This is a genomic window from Terrabacter sp. BE26, from assembly GCF_041941675.1.
Lineage (GTDB): Bacteria > Actinomycetota > Actinomycetes > Actinomycetales > Dermatophilaceae > Terrabacter.
Genome location: NZ_CP090122.1, coordinates 730342 through 748571, shown reverse-complemented (window position 1 = coordinate 748571; position 18230 = coordinate 730342). Strand labels below are relative to the sequence as shown.

The window sequence follows — 18230 nt, the reverse complement described above, 5'->3', positions numbered from 1 at the left end:
GGTCAGGTCACGCGCCCCGGGGGAGGAGGTCCTGGTGGCCCGGGTGCGCGCGATCCGGACCGACATCGCGACCGACGTCCAGGCCGAGGGCGCGGCCGGGGTCCTGGCATCCGGAAGCGGCTTCCCGTGCGTCGCCGGGACCGGGGTGGGACGGACAGAGGGGATGGGGCGGCCAGCGCCGGTGGTCCATCCGCGGCCACGGCAGGCTCACCTCGACGGAGACGCCGGGCGGCGGTCGATGACCTTCCATCAGCCCCGTGACGAGCAGCGTCACGCTGCCCACGACGATGTGGGTGAGGCCGGACGGAAGGGCGTCGTGCAGGCCGTCGGGAGCGACGGGCAGCGCCGGCCCCGGCGCAGGAGCGGCCTGGCTCATGACCACGGGCCAGGTGTCGTCCCGGTCGGTGCGGTGCCGGTCCAGGCACCACAGGCACGGGGCGCCCGCGGAGCCGTCGACGAGCGGCCCGACGACCGTGCGCGGCGCCGCGGGCGTCACGGGCAGGTGCGGCACGCCGTGGCGCAGCCACAGGTCGCCGCGGCGTGGGTCCACGACCGGGGAGCCGACCAGCACGACGAGGTCGGGGCGGGGTCGGCGCGGAGCGGCGACGGCTCGGTCGACCGCGGCCCGGCCGTGGGCGACGGTGAGTCCGGCGCGAGAGAGTGCGTCCGCGATCCGGGCCGCGACGTCACCGCAGCCGTCGACGACGACCCGGCCCGCGCCTCCGACGCGCTCCTGCTGGGCCTCCGCGGCGCGATCAGCGAGGACGCCCAGGCCGGTGACGAGCTCGAGCAGGGCGCGCCACCGCTCGGGTGGGACGCCAGCGTCGGCGGCGACACGATCGGTGGAGGCCAGGGGGAGGGACCCGTCGAGGCGCGCCAGCAGGGCCGCCTCCGTGTCGGTGATGCCGGCGACGACAGGCCCGCCGGGCAGCACGCCGAACTGCACCTCGCCCTGCCGTCGCCTCAGGGGCCGCAGCCAGATGGGCACACGCGGGTGGGGCGGCACGGCAGCGGTGGACATCGGACCTCCAGACCCGGCGGTTCCCCCAGCGGAGCCGCCCTCGGTCGTCAGGCTCGCAGTCGCCGGGTCGTGCCCGTGGGCGTCGTCCACAGCCCGAGCGGTTCGAGGAAGCCGGGGACGCGCGAGGGGGCGGGACCGTGTGGTCCCGCCCCCTCGTCTGCGGCGTTCAGCGACGCCGGCGTGACCTGGTCAGGCCTTGCCCAGGATGCGGTTCAGGTTGGTGCCACAGACGGGGCACTGTCCCTTGGCCATGCGGCGACCGTTGTCGGAAACGACAACCTTGCCCTCGGCCTCGCGCTTCTCCTTGCACTTCACGCAGTAGAACTCGCCCTTGTAGGTCTCGTCAGCCATTGATGTCTCCTTGTAGACGGCACCCATCCGACGGGCGCCTCGACTCGTTCAACCCTAAGGCACGCTGAGCACGAATTCATGCTCATCCCCGCTGGGCGCGCCCTCGGCCCGATGCGGTAGGGAGCCGTGGGCCGGGCGGTTGCTCCGGTCCTCGTCGTCGTTGTCACCGCCCTGTCCTACCCTGCCCTCATGGCGACGGCAGGACGGGATGTGGTGCAGACGGTGGTCGACGGGGTGACCGTCGAGGTCCGCCGCAGCGCCAAGCGCCGCCGCACGGTGTCGGCCTACCGCCAGGAGGGGCGCCTGGTCGTCCTCGTTCCCGCGCGGATGAGCCGCGCCGAGGAGGGGGAGTGGGTGCGCACCATGGTCGCCCGGGTGGCCGCCTCCGAGCAGCGTCGTCAGCGCACCGACGGCGACCTCGAGCAGCGCGCCCTGGCGCTGTCGCGCGAGCACCTCGGCGGTCGGGCGGTTCCGTCCAGCGTGCGCTGGGTCTCCAACCAGCGGTCGCGGTGGGGTTCGTGCACACCGGCCGAGGGGTCGATCCGCCTCTCCGACAAGCTCCAGGGCATGCCTGGGTGGGTCGTGGACTACGTCCTCCTGCACGAGCTGGCGCACCTTCTGCAGCCGGGACACGGGCCAGAGTTCTGGCAGCTGCTTCACGGCTACCCGCGTCTCGAACGCGCCCGAGGCTACCTCCAGGGCGTCTCTGCCGCAGCGGGACTCGACCTCAGCGACGAGTGAGCGACGCCGGCGAGCGGCTGCCGCCTGACGGCATACGGGGGCGTATGCCGTCAGCTCGCTTCGCGTCGAAGCCTCCTCTGCGGCAAGGCAGTCCGCCGACGCTCCGGCGAGGACCGAGAGGCCTACGCCTCCGCTCCGCCGATCGCCGGTCCTCACCGACGGTGGGTTCACCACTCGTGTGCGGTGTCACCCGGGCCGCCGCCCAGTCAGCCCTGGGTGCGTCCCGGCAGTAGGGCACGCGCGGCGGCGACGAGGGGCCGCAGCTCGCCCTTCGTGCCGTCGGGGAGTGCGTCGACGGGCCACCAGCGCACGTCGATGGACTCGGCACTGACGGCCGACCGGGCGCCCGCTGGCGCCACGGCCGCGAAGCGGATGTCGAGGTGCTCGCGACACGTGCCGAAGGCGCCGACGAGCACGTGCCGGTCGAGCTGCACGATCTCGGGCAGCACCGGGATGTCGGGGATACCCGACTCCTCGCGCGCCTCGCGGGTGGCGGCATGCCAGACGGAGGCATCGCGCGGCTCGAAGTGACCACCGAACTGGAACCACTCGCGCGCCTTGCGGTGCAGGGTCAGCAGGGCCGACGTGCCGGGCTCGTCGAGCACGATCACGCTGCCCGTCAGGTGGGCCGATGGACCGCCCTTGCTCATGGCGTCAGGGTGCGCGCGGAGGTGGTCGAGGAACTCGCGACGCAGCTGCTCCTGCTGCTCGTCCGGGGCGGTCCACGCCTCCAGCCGGGCGACGGCGTCGCCGTGCAGCCGGCGCCAGGAGTCGCTCTCACGGGCGCCGGCGGGCGTCATGCCCGCGCCCGGCGTCGCACACGCGTCAGGCGGCCGGCTAATGCCGTGCACTGACCTGCGGCGAGGACTGCAGCCCCCGTCACCGGCTCGTGCCCGCGTCGCCCTCGGCCTCCGGCTCCTCGCCGCCGGGCTTCTCGCCGGATATGTCGCTGCCGTCGGCAGCGGAGCTCCCGCCGGGCGTCCCGCCGGGTGACGTGCCGCGCTCGCGGTCCGCCTCCTCGAGAATGCCCTGCAGCACCGAGTCCAGGTCGGCGCCGAAGCCCGCCCCCGACGCTTCCGCTGCTTCACCGGTCGAGCGGTCGCCGGGCGCCGTCCCGCCGCTCTCGCCGGTCGCCTTCTCGACGAAGCCGATCACGTCGTCCAGGTCCTTCGACGTGGGTGCCAGGTCGGGGTGCGCCCAGCGCCCGTCGCGCAGGGCGGCGCCTCCGGTGCTCTCGAGGGCAGCCCACAGGTTGGCGGCATCGCGAAGGCGACGCGGCCGCAGCTCGAGCCCAACCAGGCCCGCGAACGTCTTCTGGGCGGCTCCGCCGACGCGCCGGCGACGGATCGTCTCGGCCAGCGCCGCCGACTGGGGCAGGTGCCGGGCGGTCGTGCGGTCGGTGACGTGGTCGACCCAACCCTCGGCGAGCGCGAGGAGCGTCTCGAGGCGGTCGAGGGCCGCGCGCTGCGCCGGTGTGGGCTGCGGTCGGAAGAGGTTGCCCTGCAAGGCTGAACGCAGCGCCTCCGGGTCGGACGGGTCGATCGTCGACAGGGCCGACTCGATGGCGTCGGTGTCGATGGTGATGTTGCGGGCGTAGTCGGAGACCGCGGAGAGCAGCTGCGGACCGAGCCACGGCACCTCGGCGAAGAGGCGGACCCGGGCGGCCTCGCGCACGGCGAGGTAGAGGCGCACCTGGGCGACGTCGATCTCCAGCGACTCGGCGAGCTGCGACACGTTGCCGGGCAGCAGGGCTACGAGGCCGGGCTCGGTGAGCGGCAGCCCGACCTCGGTCCCGCTCACCACCTCGGTGGCCAGAGTGCCGACGGCCTGGCCGAGCTGCGCCGAGAACATCTGGCGGCTCAGGTTGCCGAGCATCGGGGCCCACTGCTCGACCATCTGCCGCGGGTCGAAGCCCTCGGGCAGGCCCTCGGGAAGGGCATCGCCGAACGCCTCGGGGCCGAGGTCGCCGACCTGCTTGCGCATCGCGTCGGACGTGGCCGCGGTGACACCGTCGGACACCGGCTCGATCAGCTCGAACCAGCGCGGCATCGTCGCCTCGACCCACTCGGCGCGGCTCAGGCCCGTGGCGCGCCAGACCGGTGACGACAAGGTGGTCTGCTCGTCGAGCCACAGCGTCGCCACGGCGACCGCGTCGGCGACCGCACGAGCCGCCGCCTCGTCGTGCACGTCGTTGCCCTCCACGGCCATGACGTGCCGCCGGGCGACGTCGGTGGCGAGGTCACGTGACCCGGTGGGGGAGTCCTGGGCGGCCATGAACGTGCCGAGCTGGGCCCGCATCGCCGCCTGTGTCGCGGGGTCCGTCGGGTCGACGCCCATGCTGCGCATGGCCTCCGCCAGCTCCGGGTTGCTGGCTGCCTCGCCCAGCACCTTCTCGAGCATCGCGCCGAGGTCGGAGGGATCGACACCGCCGAGGTCGGGCAGGTCGGCGAAGCCCCCACCGCCGCCGAACCCGCTGCCGAAGCCGGCCCCGAAACCTGCCGGTCCGGAGCCGCTGCCGGGTGAGCCCGACCCGGGCCGGTTCAGGGGCAGCCCGAAGGGGGACTCGCCGGGCTCGGAACCAGGCGCGTCGGACCGGCCGGCCTCGTCGCTCTGCTCGAGCTCGCCCTGGTCCGGGTTCTGGTCTCGGCTCTGGTCGGCGCCGGGCTCGTCGTCCCGGTCGCCGTGCTTGTCGTCACCGCGTCCACGGTCGTCGGCCATGCCTGCTCATCCCCACTCGAACTCTGTGTCGAACCTTGGTGTCGAAGCTCTGGTGTGGGCCATCCGGCCCTACCCCAAGACAACCACGGATGGGGCCGGTTGGTTCCCCCCGCCCATGGCGGAACGTGGGGCCGCGGGCGCGGCATACGATTGCCGTCGTGACGGTCACCCTTGCCGAGATCCGCGAGAGCCCTCTGTCGGTCGACGAGGTGCTTTCGAGCGTCTCCTCACCGCGTGCGGGAGGGGTGTGCCTGTTCGTCGGCACCGTGCGGGACCACGACGGCCTCCACGACAGCCCCGATGGCGAGTCCGACACGTCCGACGACAAGTCCGTCGCGGCCCTCGACTACTCAGCGCACCCCCAGGCGGCCGAGGCGGCGCGGGAGCTCGCGGATCGGATCGCGGCCGACGGCCGCTCGGTCCGCATCGCGGTCGTGCACCGGGTCGGGCACCTCGAGGTCGGCGACATCGCCGTGGTCGTCGGCGTCAGCGCCGAGCACCGCGGGGAAGCCTTCGCCGTCTGCCGTGAGCTGATCGACGAGTTCAAGGCCACCATCCCGATCTGGAAGCACCAGCGGTTCACCGACGGCGCCGACGAGTGGGTCGGACTGCCGTGAGGACCATCAAGCGGGTGCCGGAGCAGCCCGCCGGCACCGAACCGGTCACGCCTGCCCACGCGGTCGACGGGGGCACCCGTGGCCGCCTGACCCGCGGCAACAAGGCCTTGCTCGCGGGCTTCTTCCTCTTCCTCGTGGTCGTCGTCGTCGGCTCGCTCGTGCACCTGCCGTATGCCGTCATGAGTCCCGGCCCGACCGAGAACACCCTGGGCGCCTCCGCCGACGGAGGCAAGCCGATCATCGCCGTGTCCGGGCTGCCCACCTATCCGACCGACGGGGCGCTGCGCTTCACCACCGTCCGTGTCGAAGGCGGGCCCGGCTACCCCGTGAACGTCTGGGACGTCCTGCAGGCCTGGGTCGACCCGTCCCGTGACGTCCTGCCGGTCGACCGGGTCTTCGACCCGCAGGTCAGCAAGGAGCAGGTCGCGGAGGAGAACGCCATCCAGATGGAGGGCTCCCAGGAGGAAGCGACCGCCGTCGCTCTCCGGGCCCTCGGCAAGAAGGTGCCCACCCACGTCGCGATCGCCGGCATCACCGACGGCTCCAAGGCCAAGGGGCTGCTGGCGGTGGGGGACCGGCTCGAGCGCATCGGCGGCGAGCCCATCACCAGCACCCAGCAGGTGCGTGACGTGCTCCAGCGGACCAAACCGGGCGACCCCGTCTCCCTCACGGTCACGCGTCAGGGCAAGCCGCGCACGGTGCAGGTTCCCACGATCAGCGGCCAGGAAGGACGAACCGCACTCGGCGTGCTCCTCGGGCTGACGCACGACTTCCCGGCCAAGATCGCGGTCGACGCGGGCTCCATCGGCGGGCCCTCGGCCGGTCTCATGTTCTCGCTCGGCATCTACGACAAGCTGACGCCGGGGCCCCTGGCCGGTGGCAACCAGATCGCCGGCACCGGCACCATCGACGAACAGGGCGCCGTGGGCCCCATCGGCGGCATCCGCCAGAAGCTGGCCGGGGCTCGCGCCGACGGCGCGCAGTACTTCCTGGCGCCGGCCGGCAACTGCGACGAGGTGGTCGGCCACGAGCCCGACGGCCTCTCCGTGTTCAAGGTCGGCACCTTCGACCAGGCCCGGACGGCGGTCGAGGACATCGCCAAGCACCAGACGCAGTCGCTGCCCCGCTGCTGAGCTCGGCGAGCGGCTCAGTCCTCGAACGACGCCTTGAGGGCCTCGACCAGTCCCGGGGCGATGTCCTTGCCGGTCGCGACGGCGTCGTCGGAGTCGTGGTCGCGCTGGCGCAGCAGGCAGATCGAGGACCCGTCGCGCAGCACCGCCACGAGGAGGCGGACGTCCTTGCGGTCGGGGTGGGCGGCCAGCAGGTCGACGGCGTCGTCGCCTCGCGTCGGGAGCTCCCTCTCGGCCTCGGGCGGTACGACCATCCGCTCGATGGCGAAGGCGCAGCCGTCGACCTCGGCCGGCCAGGCGAGTCGGCCCAGGAGGCTCTCGAGTGAGCTCGTCGCGGGCAGTCCCTCCTGCTCGATGGCGGTCAGCGCGCCCTCGGCGAGGTCGGACGGGCCCATCTGGCCGCGCAGCTGAGGCTCCCGCTCGAGGAGGTCGGCCGTGCGCACGAGCGCGAACAGGCGCGCGGGCTGGTCCCAGCCGGCTGCTGCGACGTGGCGCTCGGTGTCGAGCGCGGCGATGGCCAGAGGGTCGATCACGGGTTGGGAGTTCACGACGACCATGCTGCCGTATGCCGTCGACCCCCGTGCGCGCGCGGGGGCTGGCCGGCCCCGCGCGGCGTGAGCCCGACGGCGGGCCGAACGGGCCGGCATACGGCCCGGCGTACGGCCCGGCATACGGCCCGGCCTCCTGCCCGTCTCGTGGCGGGTCTCGTGCCGGTCACGTTGCCGCGGCTCGCGGGGGCACGCCTAGGAGCCCGGGTTATGGTTTGCGCAAGCGGCCAAAGGAGGCCGCCCCGGGTCCGCCCGACCACCTGCCCGCCCTCGCACCCAAGGCACTCCACGTGAGCGACAGCAACTTCGGCCCCCCGCCGGGCAACTTCAACGACGACAGCTCCGGCCCGCCCCGAAGGGGTGATGCGGACAGGCTGCCTCCCACGCGGCGCCCCCTTGTCACCGCCCTCGTCGTGGCGGCCGCCCTGCTGGTCGTGATCGCCATCGCGGCGCAGTTCTGGACCGAGGTGCTGTGGTACCAGTCGGTCGACTACGCCGGCGTCTTCAGCACGCAGATCGTCACGAAGGTCCTGCTCGGGATCATCGGCGGCCTCCTCACGGCGGCCATGGTGTGGTCGAGCATCCACTTCGCCTACCGCAGCCGTCCCATCTACGCCCCGTCGCCCGACACCCAGGCGATGGAGCACTACCGCGAGCTCGTCGAGCCGATGCGCCGCACGGCGACGGTGGCGGCGCCCCTGGCCGTCGGCCTCTTCGCCGGGCTGTCCGCCGCCACCCAGTGGGACACCTTCCTGCTCTGGCGCAACGGCAGCTCGTTCGGCAAGTCGGACCCAGCGTTCGGCCTCGACATCGGCTTCTTCGTCTTCGACCTGCCGTGGATCAACTTCGTCATCGCGTTCCTGACGATGACGCTCGTGATCGGCTTCATCACGGCCGCCTTCACGCACTACCTCTACGGCGGCATCGTCGCCGGCAGCAAGATGCGGTCGACGCAGGCCGCCCGCGTGCACCTGTCGGTGATCGCCGCCGCCCTCGTGCTGGTGCGGGCCATCGGGTTCTGGGTCGACCGCTACAACCTCGCCACCGCCGAGTCGACGAAGATCACCGGCATCCAGTACACCCAGGCCCACGCGGACATCCCCACCAAGGGCATCCTCGCCGTCGCGGCCGTGATGTGCGCGATCATGTTCCTCACGACGATCTGGACCCGTTCGTGGCGGCTGCCTCTCGTCGGGGTCGCGGTCCTGGCGGTCATCGTGGTGGCGGTCGGCGGCATCTACCCAGCCCTGGTGCAGTCGCTCAAGGTGCGCCCGTCCGAGAAGTCGCTCGAGCTCGAGTACATCCAGCGCAACATCAACGCGACCAGGGCGGCGTACGGGGTCGACGGCATCGAGGTCAAGTCGTACGACACCAAGACCGTGGCGCAGCCCAATGCGCTGCGCAGCGATGCCGACACGGTGCCGGGCATCCGCCTCATCGACCCCAACATCGTCAGCCCCACCTTCAAGCAGCTGCAGGCCAGCAAGGGCTACTACCAGTTCGCCGACGTGCTCGACGTCGACCGCTACCAGATCGACGGCAAGCCGCAGGACACCGTGATCGCCGCCCGCGAGCTCGACCTGCGCGGCGTGCCGGAGGGCCAGCGCAACTGGCTCAACGACCACACCGTCTACACCCACGGCTACGGCGTCGTCGCGGCCAAGGGCAACACCCGCGAGAGCGACGGCAGCCCCGACTTCCTCGAGTCGCAGATCGGCACGCAGGGAGCCCTGGGCACGTACGAGCCGCGCATCTACTTCGGCGAGAACTCGCCCGAGTACTCCATCGTCGGCGGCAACAAGCAGGAGTTCGACTACCCGGACCCCAAGAGCACCGGGCAGATCAACTACACCTACGCGGGCAATGGGGGCGTGCCGCTGGACGGCCTCAAGCGCCTCGCGTATGCCGTCAAGTACCGCGAGATCAACTTCCTCCTCTCCGACGCGGTGACCAACGACTCGCGCATCCTCGACCACCGCACGCCTCGGGAGCGGGTGCAGCGCGTGGCACCTTGGCTGACCCTCGACGGCAACGCGTACCCCGCTGTCGTGAACGGCCGGGTGCTCTGGATCCTCGACGGCTACACGACCTCCTCGGACTACCCGTACTCGGAGAGCACGACCCTGGACCAGGCCACCGAGGACGCCGTGACGAGCACGCGCAACTCCGTGAGGGCCGTGCAGGGCGGCCAGGTCAACTACGTGCGCAACTCCGTCAAGGCGACCGTGGACGCCTACGACGGCACCGTCACCCTCTACCAGTGGGACGAGCAGGACCCGGTCCTCAAGGCCTGGATGTCGATCTTCCCCGGCACGGTCAAGCCGATCAGCGACATCGGCGGCTCGCTCATGTCGCACCTGCGCTACCCCGAGGACCTGTTCAAGGTCCAGCGGGACCTCTTGCAGAAGTACCACGACACCAACGCCGGCTCCTTCTACGGCGGCAACAACTTCTGGCGCGTGCCCGACGACCCGACGCAGGCGGAGGCGCTACCGCAGCCGCCGTACTACCTCTCGCTCGCGATGCCGGGCCAGAGCAAGCCCGCCTTCTCGCTGACCTCGACCTTCATGCCCACGGGTGACCGGAACGTGCTGTCGGGCTTCCTCGCCGTCGACGGCGACGCGGGCTCGCAGAACGGGAAGAAGTCGCCGAGCTACGGCTCCATGCGGCTCCTCGACATGGGCGGGGGCACGGTGAGCGGCCCGGGGCAGGTCTACAACGAGATGCGCAGCTCGGCCGTGTCGTCCAAGGACCCGCAGCTGCCGACGACCCTCGCCCAGTACATCGGGACGACGAACTCCAACGGCAACGCGGTCATCTTCGGCAACCAGCTGACCCTGCCCGTGGGCGGCGGTCTGCTCTACGTCCAGCCGATCTACTCGCAGGCGCGCTCGCAGTCGGGCTCCTACCCCCGGCTCGTCGCGGTGGCCGTGGCCTTCGGCAGCAAGATCGCCTGGGCCAGCTCACTCGACCTGGCACTCAACGACCTCTTCGGCGGTTCGTCCGGGGCCCCCGCCGGCGACAACGGGACGACAGCTCCGCCCACCCCGACGCCCGGAAGCACCTCGACGCCCACGCCGACCCCGAGCAGCACGGCCACGGGCCAGCCCGCGCCGTCGGGCACCCCGAACTCCGCCGCCCTGACGCAAGCGCTCAAGGATGCCGAGAGCGCCTACACCGAGGGGGAGGCAGCCCTCAAGCGTGGCGACTTCGCGGCGTACGGGCAGGCGCAGACCAAGCTGAAGGACGCCCTGAAGCAGGCTGTCGCGGCGTCACCGCAGTCGGCGCCCACGACGAAACCCTGACCGAGCCGTTCAAGGCCGGGACAAGGCGGTGACAAGGCCCTGAGGGGCGGATTCTTCACAGAACCACTGCGGCAGCGCGAACGATGCGCTGCCGCAGTGGTTTTCGTCATCAAGAGGCGCGTCCTGGAGGACAGCATCGCCTCGATTTGGTCCAACGCGACGTTTCGCGTAACGTTGCTCTTGCCGACGCGGGGTGGAGCAGCTCGGTAGCTCGCCGGGCTCATAACCCGGAGGTCGCAGGTTCAAATCCTGCCCCCGCTACAAAATACGAAGGCCCGGACCAGTGGTCCGGGCCTTCGGCCTTCTCTGCACGGCTTGTGACTCCTGGACGGGTATGGGAGTCGGGATTCGCCGTCTCGCTTGTGCGGTTGCTCCGACTCCCGGACCATGACCGTATGGACCGCGAAGCGGAGACCAAGGCTCTCGAGGACGTCCGAAGGCGTCTGGAGCAGCGGTTCCCCTGGCTTCACCGTGACGTCGTCGCAGCCGCGGTGAGCCTCGCCCACTCGCGTTTGAGGGGGCCGGTGCGCGACTTCGTCCCACTCCTGGTGGAGCACGCTGCGCGTGACCGGCTCGCCATGGTGGAGCGGGCCGAGCCGGGCGAGGTGTGGGCCCCGCACATTCCCGACGGCCACGACGCCGCGGTGCTCGTGGAGGTCGTCGACGTGGTGGAGGTCGTGGAGGCGGTTGAGGTCGCGCAGACCCCGGAGGGTCTCGACACCGAAGAGGTCCACTGAGCGCCTGGTCGGCCGGCTCGGCGGCCACTTCCTCCCGGCGCAGTGTCGTGCTGCGGCTCGTCGAGGTGCGGGAGCCGGCATCACCGCTCGGGTTGGACGGGACCGAGCGCAGGCGCGTCGAGGAGGCCACGAGCCCCGTCACGGCGGCCCGCCGTTCTGCCGGCTACCACCTGGTCCGACGAGCCGTCGCAGAGGTGCTGGGTGCACGACCAGCGGACGTCCGGATAGACCGCAGCTGTCGCCGATGCGGCGCTGCCCACGGCCCGGTGCGCGTCACCGACGATCCTGGGCTGTTCGTGTCGGTCAGCCACGTGGCTGCGGGCACCGACAGCGCCTCACCGGCCCCCGCGCTCACGGCCGTCGCGCTGACGCGGCTGGCGCCCGTCGGGCTCGACCTCGTCCGTGTCGGCGACGTGGGGTTCCCGGGGTTCGACTCCGTGGCCTTGCACCCAGAGGACCGACCGTCGCCGGGTCTCGAGTCGCGGGCGCGCATCTGGGCGCGCAAGGAGGCCGTGCTGAAGTCGCTCGGCACCGGGCTGGACATCGACCCGGCCTCGTTCCCGGCAGGCGGTCTCGGCGTCCTGGGCCCACTGGCGCCGCGGGACGAGATGGTGGTCGTCGATGACCTCGATCTCGGCATGCCGGCAGGGCCACAACGGTGGCCGTGGTCCGCACCCGCCGGCGTGGACCACGAGACCGTGGTGGGCGCCGTCGCGCTCGTCGGTGTGCGAGTCACCGTCCCAGTGACGTGGGCCGGAGAAGGGGCGCAGCAGACGGCTCAGGGGAGGGCGGGCAGCGCCGGCTGAGCGAGCCACCTCTCGAGCAGCTGCCGCACCTCGAGCGCATGCTCGCCGGCGTGGTCGGCAGCGGCGGCGCAGAACTCGTCCGTGCTGACGGTGCCGTCGGCATACGTGGCGGTCCAGTCGCGCAGGAGCCCGAAGAAGGTGTCGTCACCCATGACGCGGCGCAGCGCGTGCAGGGCCAGCGCCCCCCGCTTGTAGACGACGTCGTCGAACATCTCCCGGGCGCCGGGGTCGCGCAGGACGAGGTCCTGGGGGAGGCGCGAGAGCCGAGCGTGGTGGCAGCGGGCGTTGACGTCGGCCGGCACGTCGTCCGCGGCCTCGGCCCACAGCCACTCCGCGTAGCAGGCGAACCCCTCGTGCAGCCAGATGTCGCTCCAGGTCGCCGCCGTCAGGCTGTTGCCGAACCACTGGTGGGCCAGCTCGTGGGCCACCAGGCGCTCATGGCGGCGGTCTCCCCGCAGCCAGTTCGCCCCGAAGGTGGCCATCCCCTGGGCCTCGAGAGGGATCTCCAGGTCGTCGGAGGTGACGATCACCCGGTAGTCGCGGAACGGATAGGGCCCGAACCGGTCGGCCAGCACGTGGATCATCTCGGGCAGGCGGCCCAGCTCGTGGCACGCCGTGGCCGCGTGCTCAGGCGGAGTGAAGAGGGTCACGGGGACCGGCTCGTCGGCGAGCCGGCGCTCGGAGTAGCGGCCCACGTGGACCGACGCGAGGTACGTCGCCATGGGATGCGTCTGCTCGAACACCCGGCGGGTGCGGCTGCCCCGGGTCCGGATCTCGGTCAGGGTGCCGGTGGCGGTGACGGCGAAGGGGGAGTCGCACTCGATGCCGATGCGGTAGGTCGACTTGATGCTCGGGTGGTCGTTGCACGGAAACCACGTCGGCGCCCCGGTGGGCTGGGAGGCGACGAGCGCACCCTCGCTCAGCTCCTCCCAGCCGAGGGTGCCCCACAGGGTGCGGGTCGGTCCGGGCGTGCCGGAGTACGCGACCGCGACCTCCGCGACGGCGCCGGCGGCGAGCGTTCGGGGCAGGCGCACCACCAGCGCGCCGCCCCGCTGCGTCCACTTCGCGTCAGCGCCGTCCACGCGCACCCTGCCCACGCGCAGACCCACGAGGTCGAGACGAAGGCTGTCGACCCGCTCCACGGTCCGCACCGTGAGCACCGCACGGGCGGCCAGGCGGTTGCTGCTCACGCGGTAGTCGAGGTCCAGGTCGTAGTGGTCGACGACGAAGGAGGGGTCGCCGCGTTCGGGGGTGTACGGGTCGAGCACCGGCGAGGAGGCGTCACCGACCTTGGCGGGGACCGTGCCCATTCAGGTGGCCGGCTTCTCGCGCCACGGCGCGATGGGGTTGCCGGTCCACCTGCTGCCCGCAGGTACACGCTCGCCACGGAGCACGAGCGAGCCGGGTCCGACGGTGGCGGCAGTCGCGATGCTGGCAGCCGGGAGGATGACCCCGTGGGGCCCGAGCGTGGCTCCCTGGTCGAGGGTGACGGTGTCCATGCTCATGATCCGATCATGGAACAGGTGCGTCTGCAGAACGCAGCCCCGGTTGACCGTGGCACCGTCACCCAGGGTCACGAGGTCGGCCTCGGGTAGCCAGTAGGTCTCGCACCAGACGCCTCGCCCGATGCGCGCCCCGAGGCTGCGCAGCCAGACGTTGATCGCCGGCGTGCCGGTCGCCGTCCACGCGAACCACGGCCCGGCGACCATCTCGACGAAGGTGTCGACGACCTCGTTGCGCCACACGAACGAGCTCCACAGCGGGTGCTCGACGGCCTCGATCCGCCCCACGACCACCCACTTGGCCGCGGTCGTGACGGCGGCAGCCACGGCACCCGCCGCCGCCAGCAGCACTCCGCCGAGCAGGGACGCCGCCGTCCAGCCCCATTGCCGCGCAAGCATCTCGAGCGCCGCGAGGACCAGGACCGCGAGGGCCACGGTGACCATGACGGGCACGACCCGGCACACCTCGACGAGCGCCCGCGCCAGCTTGAGCCGGGTGGGCGGCTGGTAGGTGCGCTCGGTGTCGCTGCCCTGGGGCGCGCGACGCAGCCGCACGGGCGGGCTGCCGAGCCAGCTCGTTCCCGCCTTGGACTTCGGCGGGGCGGCCGACAGCACCGCGACGAGGCCGTACTTGGGGACGCGGCGTCCGGGCGCCGTCATGCCGCTGTTGCCGAGGAAGGCGCGCTTGCCGATCTTCACCGGCGCGATGTGGACCCAGCCTCGCGAGAGCTCGTAGCTGCCGACCATCGTGTCGTCCGCCAGGAAGGCCCCGCTGGCGACGGTCGTCATGGAGGGCAGAAGCAGCACCGTGGACGCCTCGACGTCGCGGCCGACCTTGGCGCCGAGGGCGCGCAGCCACACCGGCGTGAAGAGGCTGGCGTAGAGCGGGAACAGCAGCGTGCGCGCCTGGTCCAGGAGCCGCTCGGTCATCCAGACCTGCCACCCGACCCGGCCCCGCACGGGGTGGAAGCCCTCGTGCACCCCGAGGGCGAGCAGGCGCACGAGCACCACGGTCAGCACCGCCAGCCCGACCATCCCGAGCACGGTCACGACCGGCACCCAGGCCAACGCGGCTGCCGTCGCCTGGGCCACACCGGTCGTCGGCCGCAGGGCGTGACCGAGCACGAGCAGCGCCGGCCAGATGGCGACGAAGGGCATCAGTGAGAGCAGCGCTCCCGAGAGGCCGTAGAGCACGACCCACCACGGGCGTCGCGGCGCGTGCTCGGCCGGGAAGCCGAGGTGGGCCGGGTCGTGGACGCGCCGGGCGGGGGAACCGGCGACGACGCGTCCGGCCGGTACGGAGGTCAGCACCGTGGAGCCCGCCTCGACGACCGCGCCGCGGCCGACGTGCACGTGGGGCCCGAGCGTGCTGCGGGCGCCGATGACGGCGTCGCGGCCGATGTGTACCGACCCGACGTGGACGACGTCACCGTCCATCCAGTAGCCGGACAGGTCGACCTCGGGCTCGATGCTCGCTCCGGGCCCGATCCGAAGCATGCCGGTGACCGGGGGAACAGTGTGCAGGTCGACGTCCGGGCCGATGGTCGCGCCGAGCAACCGCGCGTAGTGCACTATCCACGGGGCGCCGGCCATGGTGACCGCGCCCATCGCGTCGGCGAACCGCTCGGCCGCCCACAGGCGCATCTGGACCGAGCCACCCCGCGGGTAGGACCCGGGCTTGAGGCCGCGCAGCAGCAGCCGGCACGCCAGGGCGGTGATGCCCATGCGCCCGAGGGGGCTGACGAACGCGACGAGGCCGACACCCACGGCCCACCACGAGATGGGGCGGGTCCACAGGGCCACTCCGCCGGCTCGCAGCAGCTCGGTCGCCAGGGCCAGCGCCACGAGCCACTGCAGTCCCTTGATCGTCAGCAGGACGACCGAGACGACGGTCTGCAGCAGCTGGGTGCGCCGGGGGATCTGGCGGACCGTTCGGTCCGGCGGTTTCGGACCGCCGTCGCCGACCGGCGCGAAGGACTCGAGGAGCTCGGCCTGAGCGCCGAGTCGCGGGTGGGCGTGGACATCGGCAACCGTCACGGTCGGGAAGCGTTCACGCAGCCGCGACACGAGGCGCGCCGAGGACAGGCTCCCGCCGCCGAGGGTGAAGAAGTCGGCGTCCGGCGAGCGCACGGAGACACCGAGCACGGAGGACCAGTGGCTCGCCAGCCAAGCCGTGACGCCCTCGAGCGGGCTGTCCTCGTCGGCGGACCCCGTCTCCAGGGGCCAGGGCAGCGCCGCACGGTCGACCTTGCCCGACGTGCGGGTCGGGATGGTCTCGACGAGGGCCAGCACAGGGACGAGCGCAGCCGGCAGCTCCTCACGCAGCCGCGCCAGCGCGGTGTCGGTGTCGAACGCCTCGGCGTCGGCCGGTACGAGGTAACCCACCAGCAGCTGCGTGCCGGCAGGGGTGCTCTGGACCGCCGCTGCGGCGCCCGTGACCCCCGGAAGGGCCTGCAGCGCGGCGTCGACCTCCCCGAGCTCGATGCGGCGACCACCGAGCTTGACCTGCTCGTCGGCGCGGCCGACGAACAGCAGCCCGGCCGGGTCGTTGACGACGAGGTCGCCCGACCGATAGGCCCGCCCCCAGCCGAGGGTCGGCATCGGGGCGAACTTCTCGGCGTCCTTGGCGGGGTCGAGGTAACGGGCCAGCCCGACTCCGCCGATGATGAGCTGGCCGGTCTCGCCGGCCGCGACCGGGTGCTCGTCCGCGCCCACGACGGCCAGGTCCCAGCCGTCGAGGGGCAGGCCGATGCGGACCGGGCCGGTGCTCTCCAGCCGGGCGGCACACGCGACGACCGTGGCCTCGGTGGGGCCGTAGGTGTTCCACACCTCGCGGTCCGGCGTCGCGAGCCGAGCCGCCAGCTCAGGCGGGCACGCCTCGCCGCCGAAGATCAGCAGCCGCACCGGCTCCAGCGCCTCCGCCGGCCACAGGGCGGCGAGCGTGGGCACCGTCGATACGACCGTGATGTCCTGCGCGACGAGCCACGGGCCGAGGTCCTGACCGGTGCGCACCAGCGACCGAGGGGCCGGCACCAGGCAGGCACCGTGCCGCCAGGCCAGCCACATCTCCTCGCACGAGGCGTCGAAGGCGACCGAGAGCCCCGCCAGCACCCGGTCGCCGGGTCCGATCGGCTCGTGCTGCAAGAAGATTCGTGACTCGGCATCGACGAAGGCCGCAGCCGAACGGTGCGACACCGCGACCCCCTTCGGGACGCCGGTCGAGCCCGACGTGAAGATCACCCACGCGTCGTGGTCGGAGGTGACCGCGGCGACGCGGCGGCCCTGCTCGGGGCGCTCGGGGGCAGCACCCGGCATACCTCGTCGCGCCACTGGCCGGATGCGACGGCGCGCCCCCACGACCGCGCTGACGCCGGCCTCGGCGAAGACGAGGTCGGCGCGCTCCTGGGGATCGTCGGCGTCGACGGGCACGTATGCCGCGCCGGCGTGGAGGATGCCCAGGATCGCCACGTAGAGGTCGACGTGCCCCGACGGCGCGCGCACCCCCACCCGGTCACCGGGGCGCACGCCCGCGGCGTGCAGCTCGGCAGCGAAGGACCGGGCCGCCTCGGTCAGCTCCGCGTAGGTCAGCACGGTGCTCGTGTCGTCGACCGCGGCGGCGTCCGGGTGGGCTGCCGCGGTGGCCCCGAGCACGTCGACGAGGGTGCGCGGTGCGGCGGCGCGCCCTGCGGCGCGGAGGGGGTCGTTCACCGGGCTGCTGCCTCCAGGTACGGGGGGTGTGTCCTCACGACGGTAGAGCGAGGAGGTGAACAGCAGAAGACCGCGAGGGGCGGCGACCTCCGGCGACGCCCTTCACGCCGCCCCCCTGAGCTGAGTCCTCCACGTCCAGCCATACTTCACCGGGTGACCCCGCCCGTGGACCGACGACCGAAGCTGCGCACCGTCGAACACGTCGACGGCAGGCTGGCTTGAGATGCCGGCACGCTCGCGGCGACGGGTGAGCTCTGCGTCCGTCGCCGGTCTCGTGCTGGGCCTGGCTTTCCTCGGTACGTCCTGGGTGGCCGGACACGGCGTCCGGGGACCGGTGGACCAGCCGGCGACACGGCAGCTCGTCGACATCGTCGACGCCACGGCCCTGTCGCAGCCGGCCGTCCGGGCCAGGACGTCGTCCGGCACCCGCGGCACGACGAGCCCACGCCCGGACCGCGTGGTCGAGCCCGACCGGGCGTGGGTCAGGCGCACGGCCCATCGCACCGGGATCCCCGTCGTGGCCGTGCGGGCCTACGGTCGTGCCTCGCTCCTGGCAGCGCGCTCGCGTCCGGGCTGCGGCCTCGGCTGGACCACGCTCGCGGCCATCGGGCAGGTCGAGTCCGCCCATGGGACGCAGGGCGGCGCACGGCTGCTGCCGGACGGGCGCACCTCGACCCCGGTCCTCGGTCCGGCCCTGGACGGCGAGGGAGGGGTGGCCGCAATCCGATCGGACGCCGAGGGCCAGCGCCTGCACGGCGACGCCACGTGGGACCACGCCGTCGGCCCCATGCAGTTCCTCATGTCCTCGTGGCGGGTCTTCGGCGCAGACGCCGACGGCGACGGGGTCGCGGACCCCACGGACATCGACGACGCCGCGTGGGCAGCGGCGCGCCACCTGTGCGCGGGAGGCGTCGACCTGCGCAGCGGGCGGGGCTGGACACAGGCCGTCCTCGGCTACAACGCCTCCGGGGAGTACGTGCGCAGCGTCTTCGACGTGGCGACGCGGTACGCCCGCGCTGCCGCCCGATCCTGACCCCGGAGGCTCC

14 protein-coding genes and 1 tRNA gene are annotated in these 18230 nt (G+C 72.6%); 8 read left to right on the top strand and 7 right to left on the bottom strand.

What is annotated here, in order from left to right:
- Positions 1-7 precede the first annotated feature (7 nt).
- Both LQK93_RS03495 and LQK93_RS03490 read right to left on the bottom strand, forming a co-directional pair.
- Positions 8-1021, bottom strand: coding sequence for a hypothetical protein (locus LQK93_RS03495; protein ID WP_374970187.1), 1014 nt, complete (start codon positions 1019-1021; stop codon positions 8-10).
- A gap of 189 nt (positions 1022-1210) precedes the next feature.
- Positions 1211-1372: a DUF5679 domain-containing protein gene (locus tag LQK93_RS03490; protein ID WP_020143053.1), complete on the bottom strand. Its 162-nt coding sequence runs from the start codon at positions 1370-1372 to the stop codon at positions 1211-1213.
- Positions 1373-1561: 189 nt separating this feature from the next.
- Between LQK93_RS03490 and LQK93_RS03485 the strand changes: the two genes are divergently transcribed.
- A complete protein-coding gene (locus tag LQK93_RS03485) occupies positions 1562-2113 on the top strand; it encodes a YgjP-like metallopeptidase domain-containing protein (RefSeq protein ID WP_374970186.1) in 552 nt (183 codons plus the stop codon).
- A gap of 206 nt (positions 2114-2319) precedes the next feature.
- On the opposite strand, the gene LQK93_RS03480 is transcribed toward LQK93_RS03485, so the two are convergent.
- A complete protein-coding gene (locus tag LQK93_RS03480) occupies positions 2320-2913 on the bottom strand; it encodes an NUDIX hydrolase (protein ID WP_374970185.1) in 594 nt (197 codons plus the stop codon).
- A gap of 79 nt (positions 2914-2992) precedes the next feature.
- Complete coding sequence (locus tag LQK93_RS03475) at positions 2993-4831, bottom strand: zinc-dependent metalloprotease (RefSeq protein ID WP_374970184.1); 1839 nt, start codon at positions 4829-4831, stop codon at positions 2993-2995.
- A gap of 158 nt (positions 4832-4989) precedes the next feature.
- Here LQK93_RS03475 and LQK93_RS03470 point away from each other — a divergent pair, with 158 nt between their 5' ends.
- Together LQK93_RS03470 and LQK93_RS03465 are read left to right on the top strand one after the other, a co-directional pair.
- Positions 4990-5448, top strand: coding sequence for a molybdenum cofactor biosynthesis protein MoaE (locus tag LQK93_RS03470; RefSeq protein WP_374970183.1), 459 nt, complete (start codon positions 4990-4992; stop codon positions 5446-5448).
- 14 nt (positions 5449-5462) lie between these two features.
- On the top strand, positions 5463-6581 hold the full coding sequence (locus tag LQK93_RS03465; RefSeq protein ID WP_374970182.1) for a PDZ domain-containing protein: 1119 nt from the start codon (positions 5463-5465) through the stop codon (positions 6579-6581).
- Between the two features lie 14 nt (positions 6582-6595).
- Here LQK93_RS03465 and LQK93_RS03460 read toward each other — a convergent pair whose 3' ends face one another.
- Positions 6596-7135, bottom strand: a complete 540-nt coding sequence (locus tag LQK93_RS03460; RefSeq protein ID WP_374970181.1) for a PPA1309 family protein — start codon at positions 7133-7135, stop codon at positions 6596-6598.
- 281 nt (positions 7136-7416) lie between these two features.
- Here LQK93_RS03460 and LQK93_RS03455 point away from each other — a divergent pair, with 281 nt between their 5' ends.
- From LQK93_RS03455 to LQK93_RS03440, 4 genes are all read left to right on the top strand, one after another.
- Positions 7417-10431 carry a UPF0182 family protein gene (locus LQK93_RS03455; RefSeq protein ID WP_374970180.1) on the top strand — a complete coding sequence of 1005 codons (3015 nt, stop codon included), beginning with the start codon at positions 7417-7419 and terminating at the stop codon, positions 10429-10431.
- A gap of 187 nt (positions 10432-10618) precedes the next feature.
- Positions 10619-10692 (top strand) — tRNA-Met (locus LQK93_RS03450).
- Positions 10693-10826: 134 nt separating this feature from the next.
- Complete coding sequence (locus LQK93_RS03445; RefSeq protein WP_374970179.1) at positions 10827-11168, top strand: three-helix bundle dimerization domain-containing protein; 342 nt, start codon at positions 10827-10829, stop codon at positions 11166-11168.
- Between the two features lie 47 nt (positions 11169-11215).
- Complete coding sequence (locus LQK93_RS03440; protein WP_374970178.1) at positions 11216-11974, top strand: 4'-phosphopantetheinyl transferase family protein; 759 nt, start codon at positions 11216-11218, stop codon at positions 11972-11974.
- On the opposite strand, the gene LQK93_RS03435 is transcribed toward LQK93_RS03440, so the two are convergent.
- Positions 11947-13284 carry a M1 family metallopeptidase gene (locus LQK93_RS03435; protein WP_374970177.1) on the bottom strand — a complete coding sequence of 446 codons (1338 nt, stop codon included), beginning with the start codon at positions 13282-13284 and terminating at the stop codon, positions 11947-11949. The genes LQK93_RS03440 and LQK93_RS03435 overlap by 28 nt on opposite strands.
- A complete protein-coding gene (locus tag LQK93_RS03430; protein WP_374970176.1) occupies positions 13285-17184 on the bottom strand; it encodes a Pls/PosA family non-ribosomal peptide synthetase in 3900 nt (1299 codons plus the stop codon). It abuts the gene before it with no gap.
- Between the two features lie 247 nt (positions 17185-17431).
- Between LQK93_RS03430 and LQK93_RS03425 the strand changes: the two genes are divergently transcribed.
- Complete coding sequence (locus LQK93_RS03425) at positions 17432-18217, top strand: murein transglycosylase (RefSeq protein WP_374970175.1); 786 nt, start codon at positions 17432-17434, stop codon at positions 18215-18217.
- Positions 18218-18230: the final 13 nt, after the last annotated feature.